This window comes from Phycisphaeraceae bacterium (assembly GCA_019636555.1).
Lineage (GTDB): Bacteria > Planctomycetota > Phycisphaerae > Phycisphaerales > UBA1924 > JAFEBO01.
This window is the reverse complement of the sequence record JAHBXH010000001.1, coordinates 1,326,088-1,343,837: the sequence shown is the minus strand read 5'-3', so window position 1 is coordinate 1,343,837 and position 17,750 is coordinate 1,326,088. Positions and strand designations below refer to the sequence as shown.

Below are 17,750 nucleotides of genomic sequence, written 5' to 3'. Positions count from 1 at the left end.
CATGAATTCTGGCAACCCCGCGCTTCGATCCGGCGTCTTCAATCGTCCAGTCGATGCGCCGCGATGGGACGACCTGAGCGCAACATCAGTTCCCGGAGCCATGACCGTCCGCGGCACCGCGATCAAGGCCGGATTCCTGCTCGCCATTTGCGCCACGAGTTCGATCTTCGCGTGGCTCAAGTTCGAACCGATGTACCAGGCGGGCAATGTCGGTGGGATCATCCCTTGGATAATGGGCGGCGGGATCGGCGGGCTCGTGCTCGCGCTGATCATCAGTTTCAAACCGACCACGGCGCCATTTCTCGGTCCGATCTACGCCGCCGTTGAAGGGCTGTTCATCGCCGGGATTTCGCTGTTCCTCGTTGCCCAGGCGGGCGCGAAATCCGCGGGCTCGGGCGCTGCCGCGCTCAATGTCGGCATGATTTTTCAGGCGGCGTCTCTGACATTCGGGATCGCCGGGGCCGCACTCCTCGCATACGCAACGGGTTTCGTTCGATTGAGCCCAGCCGCAGTGAAGATGGTTGTCGTCGCCACGGGCGGCGTTGCGGTCTACGCCGTTGCGCTCATGCTCATGAACGGTGTCTTCGGCATGGGGCTGCCGAATCTCTGGTCGAGCGCCTCCCCACTCGGAATCGGCTTCTCTCTCTTTGTGATCGTCCTCGCGTCGTTCAATCTCGTGCTCGACTACCAGGTCATCGACGAAGGAGCCAAGGCCGGCGCGCCCAAGTACATGGAGTGGTACGGCGCATTCGCCCTGACCGTCACGCTCGTCTGGCTCTACATCGAAATCCTTCGCCTGCTCTCGAAGATGAATCGCCGCGATTGATTCGCGCAGGAATCGAGGTCTTCGTGCGATTCGCGGCCGTGCTCATTCTCCTGTTTGCGCTTCAGGCTTGCGATCAATCGAAACCTGAGACGCGTCCTTCCAACCCATCGCAACAGGCAAGTGGACGACCCGCGCCCGCTTTCCTGCCATCGCGAAACGGCTTTTCGTTCGCGAACAATTTTCCCGGAGCGCCGCTTCCAACTTTTCTCGCCGCGAGCGCCCCGAGCAGCCGGAAGTACGCCTTTGGATTGTGCGGCGGGATGTCCGCCGCCTCTGCCGACTACTTCCTCGCGGGGCTTGTGCCGCCGAGGGAAGCGTCGCTTCCTGAACGCGGCAGCGCGCTGTACGAGTATCTCTTCTTGCGGCAAGCCCAGTCGTTCGGGCCCGGCTTGGCGACGGCGCTGCGCTTTGCAGAGTGGACCGCCAAGACCGATTCGGAACTTGGCTCGCTTTCGTACCCGGAAGTCGAGAAACTCGCCGCGTCACTCAGGGAGCACGCTGTCGTGCCGATCGGTCTGATCATCGCGAGGCCCGGTGGTCCGCGCGGCGCGCGCAACGTTTCGGACAATCATCAGGTGCTGGCCTATCAAATCCAGAAAGACGAGCACGTCGCCACGGTCAGGATCTACGACCCGAACTACCCCAAAGACGACGGCGTGGTTCTGGTGCTCGGGCTTTCGAACCGCGATCAGCCGCTGGGGTTTCGGAATCGTCCAACAAGGCGGTCAACCCCGATCCGAGCGGTGTTCGTTCTGCCCTATGAACCGGCTGTCCCCCCGGCGGTTGTGAATTCCTCGCCGGCTCCGCAATAGCGCACGACCAAAGCCGTTTCACCTGTGCCGCTCGCGGTACCCGACGTCGGGACGAGGCCCCGCGATGCGCTCTGGAATTGCCCGGTGTTTTTTCGGGCATGGCATGACGGAGGTTTCGCATGCAACCGGTTCGACATTGTCTCGCGTCCGCGCTCGTTGTCTTCACTGCGGTCGTCGCCGCCGCCTCAATCGCCGCGGGCGTGCGCACGAACACACCTCCCGATTCAGCTTCCGGCACAGCGCCCGCCGTTCCCAGTCCCGGACACGTTCTCGGAAGGGTGTCGAGCGCTGATCCAGCGGCCGAACTTCGGGGCGTCGTGGTCACGCTTGTTCGAGATCACCAGGCGGTTGGTCGCACCGTCACGAACAGCGATGGCAAATTCGCTTTCCCGAATGTCCGTCCCGGTCCGTTCACGATCGTGGCGGAAAAGCGCGGCGTGGGAGTCGGACGACAGGCGGGCGGCGTAAAGCCGGGAGAGACCGTGCGCGTCGCGATCGAACTCAAGAAGCCCTCCTGATTCAGTGAAAGAAATTCTACAGCGAATCTCGCTCCTCGGAGATTCGCTTGACGACGGCGGCGGAACCAGGCCTCGGTTCCGTCGCCTTTTCTCTGCATCCGCTTCAGCCCGCCGCGAACACCCCGGTTCGCGAAGACTCGCCGTCGCTTTGCGCTGCCTGAATCTGCGCGCCGATCCGCTTGAGGCTTGTAGCTGTCAGCTTCTCGTACTTTCGCAGATACTCCATCACGACAATGACGAAGGTGGCGTGGCTCCACGTGAGCGGGCTGACGGAAATTGCTTCTCCGCTGTAGGGGTTGAACTGTTCTGCGAGCACCCCGGACTTCTCGGCCCGCTTCTCGGTCCATTCGAGCAGAGGCAGAGCTTGATGCAATTCTTCGAGCGTCCCAGCTCGCTCGATCAGGTATTGCGCCTGCCAAAGCGTGCAGATGACCCACGGATTGCCGGGGACGGCGTCGGTGTGATCGCGCTCCACCTGGTGGTAATAGTCGCGCTCGTACCGCGCGCACCCGCCGACATCGGTCTTCACCCAGAGGCGCGACCAGAGCCCCTTCATCTCCAGTTCCACCATCTCGTCGCTCGCCTCGAGGGCTCCGAACGCAAAGAGCGCGTAGTTCGCGCTGTCGCTGGTCATGTCGAGGCGGTACGTGCCGTCGGGCAGCGGAATCGCCATGCGGGCAAACCGCTTCTTTTCCGGATTCCACAGGAACCGCTTCAGCGCCGTGCGCATGCGATCGGCGGCCTCCCGGTATATCGCGGCACGGTCTTCGTCGCCGAAGTCGAGCGCGAACTGCGACGCGGCGTAGAGCGCCCCGATCGTCGCGCTCACAGTGAAAGTGTGAATACCCCGGCGTTCCTCCCAAAGATCCCAGCTTTGCTGAGGGAGCCCGTTCGCGTCGCGGTACTTGAGCATCCAGTCCGCAGGCCGAACGACGAGCAGGTTGTACAGCGGCTTGACGAATTCAACATCGCGGAACGCGGCGAAGTGTTTGCGAAGCGCCCAGAGCACGAGCGCGGTCTCGTCCTGCTGGATCGGAAGGATCTTCTGCCCTTCGATCATCCAAGGGTGCCACGAGCTGGCGAGCTCGCCGGTCGGGGTGTACTTGTGCAGGAAGTAGCCGCTGTCCTCGATCGCGTCGCCGCAGAACCGGAAGAAATGGCGTGAAAGCTCGCTCTGCCCGCAGAGCGCCAGCGCATACGCGACCAGCGCGCCGTCGCGGGGCCAGCAGTATGAATAATGGTCGCCGCCGAACTGCGTGATGTCGCTGTCGTTCGCCGCGATGATCGCGCCGCCGTTGTCGATCTGCGTTCGCAAAACGAGCTGGCTGCGGAAAAACAAGTCTCGCACTTTCTCCGGAACAGGCGAGAGATCGATCGGTTCCTTGCGGCACCAAAGGCGCCAATACGCCTGGGTGCGCGAGATGTGTCGATCCGGCCCCTTCTCATTCACGCGCCGGTTGAGATCTCGAACCTGGTCGTAGCTGCGGCCGCAGGCGAGCCAGCTCGAAACGTAACTCTCGCCGTTGGGCTCGATGTCGAGGTTAAACCCGATCGTCGCATCGACCGAACCCTGGCTGATCGCGTTGCGCCCGAGTTGCCCGTCCTCCGCGTCGCGCCAAGTTCCTTCGGCGCCCCCGAGACGTTTCGTGCCGATCGCCCAGTTGTCGATGCCGCACTTGTTCTGATCGCACGCGTTGAACAGGAAATAGATGTCGTCCTTGTACAGCACCAAGCTGCTGGTGGCCGGGTCGTAGTTGGCGGTGTCTCCGACCGACGAGCCCCGGATCGACATATCCCAGTGGTAAAAGAGCCGGACATCGCGCCGTCTGCCCAGAAGATCCCTGACGAGCGCCCGCCGGAAATAGACCGGCTCGTGGAAGTCCACGCAGTCGCTGCAGGTGACTTCAAGTCCGAGTTCCGCGTTGGTCAAGCGAACGTGTGTGACCAACGTGTCCTTTTCATACCGCAGTTCCCGACGCCAAGATGAATCCTCGATCCAAGCGAACTTCCCGTCCGCCCAGACACCGAACCGCTGCACATGGCCATCGGTGTGGTTGAAGCGACCCACGTTGGGGTAGTAGACGTCCCGCACCCGGTACAGGTAGTCGAACGTCACGAGCACGTCACCATTACCAACTGGGATATCTCGGGGCATGAACTGGCGCCGGTTCGGGGAACAAAGTTTCCGGGCGTTCGCACCCGGACCACCCCGATAGTTGCATCGAGCCGAAGGTTACGACTGTTCACGTCTGGGGCGGGTTCCGATACCCGTTAGCGCATTTTTGACGCCGGATGAGGTGAACGTGGCGCAGATACCGCGCGGCCCGGCTCGGCTCATCACGCCGCAAGCGCGGCGGATTCGAGCTGCGGATCCACGGTTTGGGTCACAGTCATGGTCATGCCGCCCATCGCGGCCACTCGCTCCTTGACCTCTCCGATAAACGTGATTCGCAGTCCGAAGTTCTCGCCCACCTTGACCGCGACACCCCGGCCGACCCGCTTGTTGTTGACGAGAAGGTCCAGCTCCGCGTCCGCGTTCTTTGGCAGCTCGATGATCGCCCCAGGAACGAGCGAGACAATCTCCTCCACCTTGAGCGGGCGTTCGCCCAGCCGGACGACCAGCGGCACTTCCAGCCGCAGGATCTGCTGAAGGTTGTTGCTCCGTTCGGTGCTCATACTTCTCCGGGCGCATCATCGGCCGGAAGCGGCCGCGCGATCACCCGGAACGCAAGAGCCGTGCCTGAATCGCCAGTACCCGAGACCCGGCGATTCACGTCCGCCCGTTACCGACTCGACGAAACGCGGCAATAGCACGAAACTGTCAGCGGAATGTCCGATCGAGCCCACGCTTTTCGGGCCGCCGCGAGCGTCGTCGCGTGCTCCGCCTTTCTGCCCGTGCGCTCGTAGCACTCGGCAAGCCCAAAGAGCGCCCATCCGTTGCCCGGATGATCCTTCAGGTCGGCGACATACACAGCTTCTGCTTCTTCCACACGCCCACGTTCCAGAAGGAGAGCGCCGAGCGCGTGACGGGGCGGCTGCATCCAACCCCAGGGTTCGTCGTAGCTGAGCGCATCGTTCTTCGCGACGGCGTCGCGCAAAAGCTCGAAGGCGCGATCGTCATTCCCGGCGCGGTACTCGATTTCTCCTTCGAGCATCGCCTCGCCGATCAGTATCACCGTTGCGGCTTCGTTATTTCCGATGAACGCATCCGGGGGAATGGTTGCTTTCGCGGCCAGAAACGCCTCGCGCTCCGCCCTTGCTTCTTCGACTTTGCCGCGCGTGGCCAGTGCGATGCCCCGTGCGTAGTGATGAGTCGCCGTTGTGATCGGTCTGCCCGGGGGCGGAGCCGGCTCGGCAAGAATCTCGTCCCACATTCCGAAGCGAACCATCGCGTGATAGGGCGCGCCCAGGAAACCCTCGAGCATCAACGGGTACTGCTCGATCGCATCCGGAGGCAGCGTCGCCACGACTCCCCTCGCCGCTTCGATGGCGACCTCTTTTTGGCCGTCGAACATCGCGGCGTATTGCAGAAAGTGATAGTTGTGCGCGCGGTATAACGCGAAAAAGCCGCCGTCACCCACCGCTTCGATGCGGACCAGATCGGCCTTGATCGCATTCTGATTCGCTTCGACCGCCTGCTCGTACCGCCCACGCCGGATATCGATGTGGGAGGGCATGTGAACGAGGTGAGGTGCGCCGAGTGAATCGTTCCGCAGCCGGTTTGCAGCACCATCCGCTTTGCCCGGCGACTTCGACGCTTCCATCGTGTGGATGTAGTCATGGCTGGCCCCGATGTGCTCAGGGTGTTTGACGAGCACGTCTTCGAGCACACCCACGAGCTCGACGGTCACCGGGCTCGGCTCGCCCGCCGGGGTCCAGAGTTTCCAGGCGTAAAGGTCCATGAGGCTTTCCGCAAAAATGGCACCGACGTCGGCATCTTCGGGGTGCTTGCGTCGCACCTCTCGCATCGCCTCCGCGTAGCTCTCATCGAGTTTCCTTCGGTCATCCGGCGCGGGGTATTCGTATCGGACCGCCATTGCATCGATCAGATCGCATTCGACCGGCGAGCAGCCGTGCCGAAGCTGCTTCGCCTTCGTGATGGCATCGTGCGCGGTTTTCGAGTGCTGCTCGTCCATCATCATGTTGTTGATGTTCGGACCCGAGGCGTACGCGATACCCCAGTACGCCATCGCGCAGTTCGGATCGTGCTCGAGAGCTCTTCGGAACGCCACTTCGGCCTGCTCGTGATCGAACGCGTAGCAGAGAAACAGTCCTCGATCGAACCATTCCTGGGCTTGAGGCGAGTCGGTCGTGACTTTGCGCGTCATCCCCGCGCGCTGCGCAGACGCGGACGGTGCGATGTCCTTTTCCGGTGCCGCGCAGCCTCCGAAAAGGGCACCGATCAACGCCGAAAGAACGACCGCACAAGTGGTGGTACGCATCCGGGGCTCCTTGCCAGTTATTTGTTCGATCCGCGTGCCCGAAAATCGGAATGCATTTAGCCTTGGTAGGCGCCGAAGATCAAGGTGACGTTGTGTCCGCCAAAGCCGAATGTATTGTTCATCACGTACTTCACACGCCGCTCTCGGGCGTGATGGGCAACGAGATCAAGATCGAATCCTTCGTCCGGATTCTCGAGATTGATGGTCGGGGCGATGACGCCGTCGTTCACCGCGTGCATGCAAGCAATTAATTCAACCGCGCCCGAGGCGCCGAGGCAATGGCCGTGCATGCTCTTGGTGCTGCTCATCAGCAGTTTGCCGCCAGCGCTTTTGCGGGCGTGATCGCCGAAAACGTTGAGCACGGCCGCGACCTCCGCCTTGTCGCCCAAGGGCGTGCTGGTGCCGTGAGCGTTCACATAGCCGATGTCGGAAAGATTGAGCTTTGCGTCTTTCAACGCCATGCGCATCGAACGCGCCGCCCCGTGGCCTTCCGCGTCCGGCGCGGTGATGTGGCCGGCATCACTCGAATTTCCGGTGCCGATCAGTTCGCCGTAGATATTGGCGCCGCGCTTCTGTGCGTGCTCCTCGCTTTCGAGCACGAACATCGCGGCACCCTCGGAGAGGACAAAGCCGTCGCGGTCTTTGTCGAACGGGCGGCTGGCTTTCTCCGGAGCTTCGTTCCGGGTCGAAAGCGCCTTCATCACCATAAACGCGCCCATGCACAGCGGGCTGACCGCGGCTTCGCTTCCGCCGGCAACCATGACGTCGGCCCACCCGCGCTGGATCATGTGTGCCGCGTCGGCGATCGCGTGCCCGCTGCTCGCGCAGGCCGTCGCGTGCGCCGCCGCCGGACCCTTGAGGCCGAATCGGATCGAGATGTTTCCGGTGGTCGCGTTGACCATCAGGCGGGGGACCGTGAACGGACTGAGGCGGTCGGGCCCCCGATCGACAAGGGTGTACATCCCGTCTTCGATCGTCGTGATACCACCGATGCCCGACCCGACTACGACGCCGCACAATTCGGGGTTCTCTCGAGCGAAATCGATCCCCGAATCGCGCACGGCTTCGACCGCCGCGGCGACGCCGAGTTGCGTCACGCGATCGAGCCGCTTGGCCTCGCGGAACTCCATCACCGCGGTCGGTCCGCCGCACGGGTCCCAGCCTTGCACTTCTCCAGCGATTGTGACAGCCCACGACTTGTAGCGCTGAAAGAATTCGGACTCGACCCGCCGAATCCCGCTCCGGCCTTCACGCATGCCCGACCAAGTGGTCGCGGCGTCGTGCCCAAGATTGGTCACGGCGCCTCTTCCTGTTACGACCACGCGACGACTTGAGCTTCCTGCCAACATCGAAGCGGGGTGTCCTTCCGAAGGGGGTTAGGTCCGGCGTCTGAAAATCCGGCAATGGGCGACTTACTTCGTCGCGGCGTCACGAGCCTGCTTGATGAAGTCGATGGCCTCGCCGACCGTCTTGATCTTTTCGGCGTGCTCATCCGGAATCTCGGTTTCGAATTCGTCCTCGAATTCCATCACCAATTCGACGGTGTCGAGGCTGTCGGCGTTCAGATCATCGACGAAGCGGGTGCCCCGAGTGATCTTCGCCTTGTCCGCGCCCATCTGCTCGGCGACGATCTCGATGACCTTTGCTTCGATCTCTTGGTCGGTCACAAGCATTCTCCTGAAAGAACGGACGTTCCCGGTTTCAGGTCTTCCCGGCAACGCCCACGCGCACGCCTTGGTGGAAGACCGGCCCGCAGCCGCCGATCTCAAACTCGTGGGGGCATTCTACTCGCATCCCTGCGCCCTGCCAAGTTCGGGTTTCTTCCGCCGGAAACGCCCGCGTTTGGGCCCACTAAGTTCGCGGACGTCGCCCCGATCCTCCGTTTCTCGGGCTGCGAAGGCAGCCTTTGCGCTCAAACCGACGCGAATCGGCGAATCGATCCGTTTGCGCCAGCGCTCTGCATCGTCAACAACGGTTTTGCAGAACTGCCCGCCCCCGCACCCGTATCGGTGAGTCGATACTCCGAGCGGTCGATTGTCCGGTGTGCGTCTGTTTCCCGCCGGTGGTGGCGTGAAGCGCCGCCATGTTCGTCGGCGTTCCGCCGATCGCGAGGGGTGTGTTTCTATGCCGACCATGCCGCGTGAGCCCGAGGCCTTTGCCGAGGCCGTCGCTTCCATGCTCCGCAAACTTCAGCCTGAATACGCGATCGATCTCGTCGGTCCTCGTGAATTGCTCGTCAACGGGCGCCGCCTCGATCTCGAAAACCTCTACCGGATGGTCAATCACGAGCCGGTGCGAGGAACTGAGATCGTCGAGCACTATCTCGACCAGCTTTTCGCCGGCGACTCGATGCAGTTGACGAGCATGTCGCTGGACTTCGCTCGCCCGCGGATCATGCCGCGCATCCAGCCGGTTTCCATTTTCCGACACCTCTCCCGCGAGCAGGTCGCGCACGTTCCGTTCGTGAACAACACGGTCATCGTCTTCGTGACCGACCTGCCGCAGATGACCGTCAGTATCACAACCGAACAGCTCGTCCGCTGGAAGCTCTCGCCCGACGAACTCGAGCAGATCAGCCGCGAGAATCTCGAGGGCTACGCGCCAGAACTCGAAATCCAGGTTGTTGAATCGAAGGAAGGCGGCAAGGCGGCGATTATGAGCCAGCACGACGGGTACGACGCGGCACGCCTGCTCTTGGGCGGTTTGCACGATCGGCTCGCGGCACAACTCGGCGGCGATTTCTACGTCGCAACCCCCGCGCGCGACATGTTTGTCGCGATTTCGCCGGGCCCCGACCCGTTCATCAAGCGTCTGCGCACGCGGGTCGAGCACGATTACAAGCGCCTGCCCTATCCGATCAGCCCGGACTTCTTCTACGTAACGCGGGACGGCGTTGCAGGAACGGTCGAAGATCTGCCGGAAGCAGAAGCGGCGTAGCTCTTGGAAAGGTGTGCCCAAACAACGGCTCATGGCAATGAAGAATTCTTCATATTGCCTGCGGCCGGCACACAAGTATGAAACGCGATGGCGGTGCGTTGCGAGCAGCAATCTCGTGCGCTCCGTTCCCTTGTGCGGCGCGCCGACTGAGCACCGGCCGCTGCGACATGTCACACCGAAAATGTGCCTCGGAGGGCATAGCTCTTCACGCTCTTTGCACTTGCAATTTGCTCGCAATCTCCCGACAATTGGGATCGGCTTGGGGGTAGCAAGGAGCATCCAGTGCAAGCGCAATGCTTTGTGGTCGGAGCCACTTTGTGGCTCTCAATGTCGGCAATGGGTCAGGTTCAGTACTTGACGCAGACACGGTCGATCAAGGCGCAATCCGCGGGATTGCCTGCGCAGACTGCTGCGGCGAGCGACTTTGGATTGTTTTACGCCAGCCTGCAATCGATCGGAACACCCGAGACACAGTCGACCGGCCAGGCATTCGCGGGTCAAACTTCCGTACTTGGGCCAATGCAGTTGCGCTGCTCGGGGTCCGCGAACCCGGGCAAGAGCGTCGGCTACTACTCGGGATATGGCACGGCTTTTTCAAAGCACAATGTAACTTTTTCGGTGCCGGTCGATATGCCCGTGAATTTCATTTCGAGCGCCTCGTATGCAAATGTCGGCCTCACCGGTCCCGGGGTGAGCTTTATGCACTACACGGGTAACGCAAACGAAAACGGAACTCTGCTCGCCGGTCAAACCTACACGGTTTACGGGGAGACGTACGGCGAGATCCAATTCGGCAACGCGCTACCCGGAAGCTTCTCGTACATCCTCACGCTCGGCGTCCCACCCGCTGCGCCTGCTTCGGGTTTCGCGTCACCCGGATCCGCTGTGTGCCCGGGAGCTCCCGTTGTGCTTTCGGTTCCGCAACCGCCAGCGGGTCATGTGATTGACTGGTACTACAACGAAGTTCTCATCGGCACGGGAGCACAAATCACCGTGCATCCCCCAAATGTTTTCAGCCCCGCCTATCTCGCGCAAACGAGGCGTCTTGTCGATGGGGCTGTATCGATCAACAGGTGGGCGGTGACTGTGTCGGTGAACAACGCCTCGACGCCTTATGCGGTTCAGGTCAACCGCAACAACTTGTGCCAGTATGACAACGGGACAATTCAACTGAATGCCGGGGTCCAATACAGCGGAACGTTTGAGTGGAGCGCCGGGAGCTGCGATGGTCCAGCCATCGCAACAGGGTTTAACGTCACGATACCCGCTCCAAAGGTGACGACGACGTACTACGTTCGGATAAGGAACAGCTGCCTTACGGGAGCTTGCACCTCCGGTACCGTGTACGTGCGCCAATGCCCCGGTGACTTCACGTGCGATGGATTTGTCTTGGACAACGACTTCGTGGCCTTCGCGGCGGGATATGACGTCTTAGTCTGTTCGGCCCCGGAAATGCCGAGCGGTTGTCCCGCGGATCTCAATGCGGACGGACTAGTCGACGACGCGGACTTCGTCCTCTTTGCTTCCGCGTACAGCACGCTCGTCTGCCCGTAGCCGACCGCGCCGTTGTCGGGAAATAGGTTCACGGGCGACTCACAGGCGACTCGTGGGCAACGCGCGGGCGACCGCCCTTTTTGTTTCGTCGTGCACACTCTCGTTCCGCGAGCGTGTTACTCTCCCGCCAAGGGAGATTGCATGGCTCGCTTGAATCTTCGCACGCTCGGTCGCAATTCGGTCCGCCTCTTTGCTCCGGTTGCGATTGCACTGAGTCTCGGCGCCTGCGTCACGCGCCCCGACGCCAACGACACCGACAGCGACTACTACAAGTGGTACGTGCACTGCCGATTGCACGACAAGCCCTGGTGCCTCGGGCCGTTCCGGCGTGAGCAAGATGCCGATCAGGCGGGCTGGGAACACGAGTTCTGGATCCACATGGGAGAACAGACGACCCGCGTCGATCACGAGCCATGTTCAAGCCCGTAACCAGACGGGATCACAAGCCACCGATTCCCAAGGCAGCCGGCGGCTCGCGTGAGTCGAGCACTCGGGTCACGTTCTCGGTGCCGACGGCGGGCGGAATCTCCGCCGGCAGCTCCCGCAGTTTTCGCATTGATGCCAGACCAACATATGCCGCGCCCGATTGATCTCCCGCGTCTGTCGGCCGGCCGCGAACAGAAATTCCCCACAATCCCACTGCGGCGCACATCGCAACCAAAAACGCGGCCGATGCGCGTCCCACCAATACCCGTCGCCGGCGCACGCGAACGGCTCGAAGAAAGCGCGCGGGCGTCTCGGATTCCGGTGCCCCGCTCTCGCGCGTGAGCCTCGCTTCCAGAAGGGTGAAATTGTCATCCATGGCCGGTACCTCTCAGCGACAACACACGGTCCTCGACGCGGGCGGATTCTCGCAGCGACTCGATCGCGGAACGGTATCGCGCCGCCGCCGTATTCGGATTGATCCCGAGCGACAGCGCCAATTGCTCGAATGACAATCCCGCGATCAATTTCAGGACAATGACTTCGCGGAACCGCCGGGGAAGATTGTCCACCGCACCCCAGATCCCGCCGGCGTCGGCAGCAATTTCATTGACGGCCACGCGCGGCTCCCGATCACGCACGCGGCGGCGTTTCTCCGCGCGCAAGAAATTCGCGGCTTCGCGGCGCACCAGCGTCGTCAGCCAGGCCTGCACGTGCTCGACCCGACTCAGCCGCCACGTCGAAACCTCCAGAATCCGGCATAGCGCGGACTGCACGACATCGCCGGCGGCACTCGCACCGACGATCGCCCTCGCGAGCGCCGTCAGCCCCGGGCCATGGCGCGACCAAAGCTCGCGAGCGCAGTCGTCGCGTCCGCGAGCAATTCCAACCAGAAGTTGGCGGTCGTCGGAATGCACTATTTGCCCGCCGGGCTTTGCAGTGCGGCGATCGCTTTCGCCAGTGCTTCCTTGTACCTGCGTTCCGACGCCCGGAGCGCTTCAAGGCCGGGCATCATCATCTTCGAAAGCGTCCCCCACTCGCCGGACTGTGAACGTTCAAAGAATTTCGCTGCGTCGGCATCGCTGGTCGTTCCCTTGGCCGCGATCGCGAAGGCGTCGTACGCCGAACCGAGTTGCCCGATTTGTTTCCGCACTTCTTCGTCGGTCAGAGACAAGTCGGAGCCGGGGCCGCCTTCTTCGATCAATTGGGGCTTGATCCGCTGCCAGGCACCCGGTGCCGCGGATTCCTTTTCGAGCCATGCGATGATGCTCCGGCGCTCCACCGAGATCGCGTCCTGGTAATGGATCGGATCAGGCGTGTCGAGCGCTTGCAACGCCGCGATCAGTTCTCGGCGCTTCGCTTCCGAAAGATTCGGGCTCGATGCGACCGCGACTGCTTCGTGAAATGCCGGCTGCTGCACCGCGGCGCCGACAAGAACACTGATGAGCCACGAATCCTGCTGCAAGTGGCTCCCCAGCCTCAGCATCTGCATCACCCGGTCGGCCGCTTTGTCGGCGTCGCCATTCTTGAGATTGATTCGCGCATCAAGCCGGAGTGCACGCGCGAGTTGACGCATCTGGGCAAGCTGCGGCAGCAAAGTGCCCACCCCCGCTTCGTAGTTGCTCTCGAAATTGCACTTCGACATCGTGGTTCCGTCGACAGTCCATTGCAGCACTTGGTCGAAGTTCTGCTTCGCTGCGTCGTTGAACTCGGTCGTCATCTTGGCCGGATCGATCGAAGTCCCCAGTTTCTCCCAGTCGATCGCTTTCAGCTCTTCGCCCATCTCCGGCGTGAGGTACGAGACAGCGATCAGGTAGCGGATCGCTGCGTTCCGCTGCGCGGGCGCGACGTAGTTCGCGGGCATCGGTTCCGCGGCATACGCCGGAAGTGTGGCCAGCAAAGCACCGCTGCCGAGCAGCGTGCCCGAGGCAAGAGCGACCAGAGAACGATGAATCTTCACGAGGCGTACTCCTTGCTTGTGAGATGCCGCGTCCGACAAGGCCGCGGTTCCCACCGACAACAAGACACCGCGAATCAACCTCTTTGTGCCCCGAAGAAAAAAAAAAACGCCGGGATCTCCCGGCGTCTCGCAGTCAATCTTTGAATTCTTCCGTCACGATCATGCTGGATTCGGCATCGCGCCAGGGGGGAGGTCGGATGTCGTCTCCGGCGGCATCGCCGAAGGCGTATCGGTTTTTCTGCGGGCCGCCTCGGCACGAAGCAAGTCGGCCACGGTCGGCTTGGCGAGTTCTTCGCCCCGCATCAAACGGTGCACATCGTCCGCGCTCAGCGTCTCGTACTTGATGAGCGCATCCGCGACGTGCACAACCTTGTCCCAGTTTTCTTCGAGAAGCCGTTGCGCGTCGGCGTACGCCTCGTCAACCATGCGGCGCACCTCGTCGTCGATATCCTTCGCGGTTTCTTCCGAGTACGTTTTTTCGGGCATGAAATACTCGCGCGTGTCCATGCCCGCGTAGCGCACGAAGCCGAGCTTGCGGCTCATGCCCCACTCGACGATCATGGTCCGCGCAAGGCTTGTCACCTGCGTGATGTCCATGGAGGCGCCGCTCGAGGCATCGTTCATTGCCTTCTGCTCGGCGATGCGCCCGCCGCAGAGCACCCGCATCGTGGCGTTGAGCCACTTGATGCCGTACCCCATCCGGTCTTTCTCGGGAAGACTGAATGTCGCGCCGCCGGCGCCGCCGCGCGGGATGATCGTCACTTTGTGCAACGGATCGGCGTCGGTGAGGATCGCCTGCAGAATCGCGTGCCCCGCCTCGTGATACGCGACAAGTTTGTTCTCGTCCTTCTCGCGCACGCGGCTCTTCTTCGCACGGCCAAATTTCACTTTGTCGCGAGCTTCTTCAAGGTCCTCGTGTTCGATGAAGTCCTTGTTCTGCATGGTCGCGGCGATCGCGCCTTCGTTGATGATCGCGGCGAGATCGGCGCCGCTGAACATCGGGGTTCCGCGAGCGATCCGCTCGAGCTCGACGTTCGGGCCCATCTTGACCTTTTTCGAGTGAACCCGCAGGATCTCAAGCCGGCCCTTCACGTCGGGGAGCGGCACCGTGATCTGGCGATCGAATCGACCCGGACGCGTCAGCGCCGGATCGAGCACGTCGTTCCGGTTGGTCGCGGCGATCACGATCACGCCATCGGCGGTGTTGAACCCGTCCATCTCAACCAGAATGGCGTTGAGCGTTTGCTCGCGCTCGTCGTGACCACCGGTGGTGAATCCACCGCCACGCCGCCGACCGACCGCGTCGATTTCGTCGAGGAAGATAATGCACGGAGCGCTGTCCTTGGCCTGCTTGAACAAGTCGCGCACGCGGCTCGCGCCCACGCCCACGAACATCTCGACGAAGTCCGATCCGCTGATCGAAAAGAACGGCACGTCCGCCTCACCCGCGATGGCCTTTGCCAGGAGCGTCTTGCCGCAGCCGGGCTCGCCGACCAGCAATACGCCGCGCGGGATGCGCCCGCCGAGCTTGGTGAACTTCTTAGGGTTCTTGAGGAATTCGATGATCTCGGTGACTTCTTCCTTCGCCTCGTCGATTCCGGCGACGTCGGCAAAGGTCACCCCCGTCATCTCCTTGCTCAGAGTTCGATGCCGGCTCTTGCCGAAGTTGCCCAGCATTCCGCCGCCGCCCGCCGCGGCACGCAGCCCCCGGCTGATCAGCCACCAGCCAAGCACAAGAATAAAAAGCAGCGGCCCGAAAAACACGAGCACCGTCAGCCACACGCTCGCCGAATTATTCTGGAAATCACCCTTGGTGATCTCGTTCGCTTCCTTGGCAATCAACTCCCGGTTCACCGAGTTGATCGGGACCATCACGTATCCCTCGGGGCCGGTGATGTCCTTCTTGCGCTTTGCCTTGAGCCCTTCGTCCGTCAGCGTCACATCGGTCAGGCGCTTCTCGTCGTATTCCATCCTGAACTGCTGCAGCGTGATCCGCTCCGCCCGGTTGGGCGCGCTGAACATCATGAACAGCAACACCATCAGCGCGATGACCGCGACCATAGTGAACAGGCCGCGCGATTGCGGCTGACCTTGACCACCGGGCAGACCCGGGCCGGGGGGGCCGTTGCGCTTGGGACCGTTGGGTTTCGGTCGCCCCCCGTCACGCGGCGGCTCATCCGCCGATCTCATCCGAAGAAGGGAACAAAACACCCCGGACGCGCCGAGGACGAACTTTCGCGACATTTCAACGACTCGACTCATCATTCCCTTTATCGGGCAGCCGCCCGCCGTTCAAACCGCCGACTTCAACGCTTCTATGGCTTCTTTCACTCTACTGTTCGGATAACCGGCCGGGAAGATGCATCCGCCCCGCTTTGGACTCCCGGTGAGGCCCTGCGATACGCGGCAAGGGGCTGGCTTGTCGTTCATCTGCCAACCCGGCGGTTGTCTTTTCGGGCGCAATCGCTACTTGACAAAGGATAGGCGTTTTTCGCCACTTCACCCGCAGAACGGGCAATTGGCGTGCCAGATTCGCGGCGTGCACGGGCGCAAAGCTGCTCACCATTGCGTGCGGAGTTCAGAAACGATGTCCTTCGCCATGCGCTGAGCCGCCGAAGTCTGTCCGTATTCGATTTTCTCACTGACGCCACGAGTCGGCACAAACGTATCGGCGCCGCTGAAGTTCCGCCTGCCGACAATCGTCTTGCCGGTGGTATTGTCCACCCATTCAAAATCGACCGTGATGATGTAGCCGAGCTCCTGCACGTAGCCGCTCGGGTCGGTCGCGGTGCGCCGGAGTTGCACGCTGGTGATCGTCCCGTTGAGCGAAGTATCCGCCGCGGGCGAGGGATCGATGATCCACGGCGTTTTGTTCTGGATCTCCTTGATGATCGCTTCGCTCAGTTCCGACTCGACACCCTTGTAGTACGTCTTGTTCTGGAATACCGGCACTTGAATCGTGCGTGTTTCCGTGTCGTAGGTGTTGTGAAACGAGTAGCCCTTGGTCGGATCAGAGGAACATCCGCAAAGCGTGAGCGTCGCGGCAATCAGCATTGCTACATTCCACCGTTCGGACGTCACTTGGGCTGCTCCTGGGGCGGATTCTCGACAGGCGCCGGCGGTTCCGCCGGAGGTGTCGCAGGACTGGGAGGGTCGTTGCGGATCGCCGCATCGGGATTGATTGGCTTCTTCCCTTCGATCTTCAGCGTGCCTTCGGAGGATGAAGAAGTCTCGGGCGCGCCGGCCGAATCGGCATCGTCCTCTGACCTTTTGACGCGTGCCGCCGGCAGTTCCCAGTTCTTCTGCTTGAAGATCACGCGCGTTTCGTCCGCCGCGACCGTGTCCGGGTGCTTCTGGATGAGTCGCTTCATCGTGTAGCGGGCCGAAACGACATCACCCCGTCTCATATACCAGTTCGCGGTCTCGAACATCTGATCCGCCGCGGATTCGTCCAGCCGCGCGATCAGCGCATCGTTCATCCCGATGTCTTCCGCCGACTTGGGATACCGAGCGGCAAAGTCACGCACCAGATACTGGGCTTCGATCAACCCCGAGGCGTCGTACCGCGGTCCCTTGTAGCGGCCGATGTTCGCAAACACGCGCCGTTCCATCGCCAGTTCGCGATACTCGCTGGTCGGAAAGTTCGCAAGAAAAATGTCGTAGGCCTCGGCCGCCATACGGAGGTCACGCACCCGGTAGTAATAGTTCGCGAGTTCGATCGCGGCGCGTTGCGCCAGCTGGCTTCCGGGGGCGCGCTCCTGCACGCGGATCAGCAGTTCCTCGCCGATGCGAGTCGCGTTATCAATCCGCAATCCCCACGTCTTCTTGCGAAGCCCGTTCAGATACATGAGCCCGATCTCGAGTTCCCGTTCGAGCGCGGTTACAAACTGGGGCGTGCCCGGGTATTCCTTGATCACGCGCTCGTAGTCGTAGAGCGCCTCGTACTCGTCCTTGAGCGCCAATTTGGCATCGCCCCGGCGCAGGAGGGCTTCCGCCGTTTCCGGCTTGTCCTGCGCCGCGTTGCGCTTGATCCAGCTGTCCAGCAGCGCGAGCGCGCCCTGCGGCTTGTTTTCCGCGAGCTGCTTCCGCGCCCGATTCATCACGCCTTCGTCGCTCGAAGGATCGGGAGTCGTGTCCGCAGGGACCCAATTCCCATCCGCATCAAGCCTGAGCGTGTTCTGGGCGTGCGCGCGCGACGCGATGCAAACGATCGCCAAAGCCCACGCCATCGATTCAAGTAGTCGAGTCCGGTCAATCACGCGACAAGCGTACCGCACT

At 62.0% G+C, this 17,750-nt stretch carries 16 protein-coding genes; 6 read left to right on the top strand and 10 right to left on the bottom strand.

Translation table 11 applies throughout. The annotated features are described in order from the left end of the window. The first annotated feature begins 1 nt into the window (after window position 1). The 3 genes from KF691_05560 (at window position 2) to KF691_05550 (ending at window position 2,156) form a co-directional block, all read left to right on the top strand. The gene (locus tag KF691_05560; protein ID MBX3388903.1) at window positions 2-826 is read left to right on the top strand and encodes a Bax inhibitor-1/YccA family protein; all 825 of its coding nucleotides are present in this window, start codon (window positions 2-4) and stop codon (window positions 824-826) included. Window positions 827-1,086: 260 nt separating this feature from the next. Further along, window positions 1,087-1,638 carry a hypothetical protein gene (locus KF691_05555; protein ID MBX3388902.1) on the top strand — a complete coding sequence of 184 codons (552 nt, stop codon included), beginning with the start codon at window positions 1,087-1,089 and terminating at the stop codon, window positions 1,636-1,638. 119 nt (window positions 1,639-1,757) lie between these two features. Next, on the top strand, window positions 1,758-2,156 hold the full coding sequence (locus KF691_05550; protein ID MBX3388901.1) for a carboxypeptidase regulatory-like domain-containing protein: 399 nt from the start codon (window positions 1,758-1,760) through the stop codon (window positions 2,154-2,156). A 103-nt stretch (window positions 2,157-2,259) separates the two neighbouring features. Here the strand turns inward: KF691_05550 and KF691_05545 are convergent, their stop codons facing one another. The 5 genes from KF691_05545 to acpP all read right to left on the bottom strand — a co-directional run bounded on the left by KF691_05545 (window position 2,260) and on the right by acpP (window position 8,271). Then, window positions 2,260-4,311 (bottom strand): glycoside hydrolase family 15 protein, encoded by a 2,052-nt coding sequence (locus KF691_05545; protein MBX3388900.1) that lies wholly within the window; start codon window positions 4,309-4,311, stop codon window positions 2,260-2,262. Between the two features lie 182 nt (window positions 4,312-4,493). After that, window positions 4,494-4,832, bottom strand: a complete 339-nt coding sequence (locus KF691_05540; GenBank protein MBX3388899.1) for a FliM/FliN family flagellar motor switch protein — start codon at window positions 4,830-4,832, stop codon at window positions 4,494-4,496. A gap of 107 nt (window positions 4,833-4,939) precedes the next feature. Further along, window positions 4,940-6,598 carry a tetratricopeptide repeat protein gene (locus KF691_05535; GenBank protein ID MBX3388898.1) on the bottom strand — a complete coding sequence of 553 codons (1,659 nt, stop codon included), beginning with the start codon at window positions 6,596-6,598 and terminating at the stop codon, window positions 4,940-4,942. Between the two features lie 56 nt (window positions 6,599-6,654). Further along, window positions 6,655-7,947, bottom strand: coding sequence for a beta-ketoacyl-ACP synthase II (fabF, locus tag KF691_05530; GenBank protein ID MBX3388897.1), 1,293 nt, complete (start codon window positions 7,945-7,947; stop codon window positions 6,655-6,657). 63 nt (window positions 7,948-8,010) lie between these two features. Next, window positions 8,011-8,271, bottom strand: coding sequence for an acyl carrier protein (gene acpP, locus KF691_05525; protein MBX3388896.1), 261 nt, complete (start codon window positions 8,269-8,271; stop codon window positions 8,011-8,013). Between the two features lie 451 nt (window positions 8,272-8,722). Between acpP and KF691_05520 the strand changes: the two genes are divergently transcribed. From KF691_05520 to KF691_05510, 3 genes are all read left to right on the top strand, one after another. Next, window positions 8,723-9,535 (top strand): DUF1444 family protein, encoded by an 813-nt coding sequence (locus tag KF691_05520; GenBank protein MBX3388895.1) that lies wholly within the window; start codon window positions 8,723-8,725, stop codon window positions 9,533-9,535. A 282-nt stretch (window positions 9,536-9,817) separates the two neighbouring features. Beyond that, window positions 9,818-11,089, top strand: coding sequence for a hypothetical protein (locus tag KF691_05515; protein ID MBX3388894.1), 1,272 nt, complete (start codon window positions 9,818-9,820; stop codon window positions 11,087-11,089). A gap of 141 nt (window positions 11,090-11,230) precedes the next feature. Next, complete coding sequence (locus KF691_05510) at window positions 11,231-11,518, top strand: hypothetical protein (GenBank protein MBX3388893.1); 288 nt, start codon at window positions 11,231-11,233, stop codon at window positions 11,516-11,518. A 365-nt stretch (window positions 11,519-11,883) separates the two neighbouring features. On the opposite strand, the gene KF691_05505 is transcribed toward KF691_05510, so the two are convergent. The 5 genes from KF691_05505 to bamD form a co-directional block, all read right to left on the bottom strand. After that, window positions 11,884-12,429 (bottom strand): sigma-70 family RNA polymerase sigma factor, encoded by a 546-nt coding sequence (locus KF691_05505; protein ID MBX3388892.1) that lies wholly within the window; start codon window positions 12,427-12,429, stop codon window positions 11,884-11,886. After that, entirely contained in the window at window positions 12,429-13,472 is a 1,044-nt protein-coding gene (locus KF691_05500; protein ID MBX3388891.1) for a hypothetical protein, read from the bottom strand. Before KF691_05500 ends, KF691_05505 begins: the two co-directional genes overlap by 1 nt. Before the next feature lie 159 nt (window positions 13,473-13,631). Further along, a complete protein-coding gene (gene ftsH, locus KF691_05495; protein ID MBX3388890.1) occupies window positions 13,632-15,662 on the bottom strand; it encodes an ATP-dependent zinc metalloprotease FtsH in 2,031 nt (676 codons plus the stop codon). A 369-nt stretch (window positions 15,663-16,031) separates the two neighbouring features. Next, window positions 16,032-16,526, bottom strand: coding sequence for an LptE family protein (locus tag KF691_05490; GenBank protein ID MBX3388889.1), 495 nt, complete (start codon window positions 16,524-16,526; stop codon window positions 16,032-16,034). Window positions 16,527-16,549: 23 nt separating this feature from the next. Beyond that, window positions 16,550-17,731 (bottom strand): outer membrane protein assembly factor BamD, encoded by a 1,182-nt coding sequence (gene bamD / locus KF691_05485; GenBank protein MBX3388888.1) that lies wholly within the window; start codon window positions 17,729-17,731, stop codon window positions 16,550-16,552. Window positions 17,732-17,750: the final 19 nt, after the last annotated feature.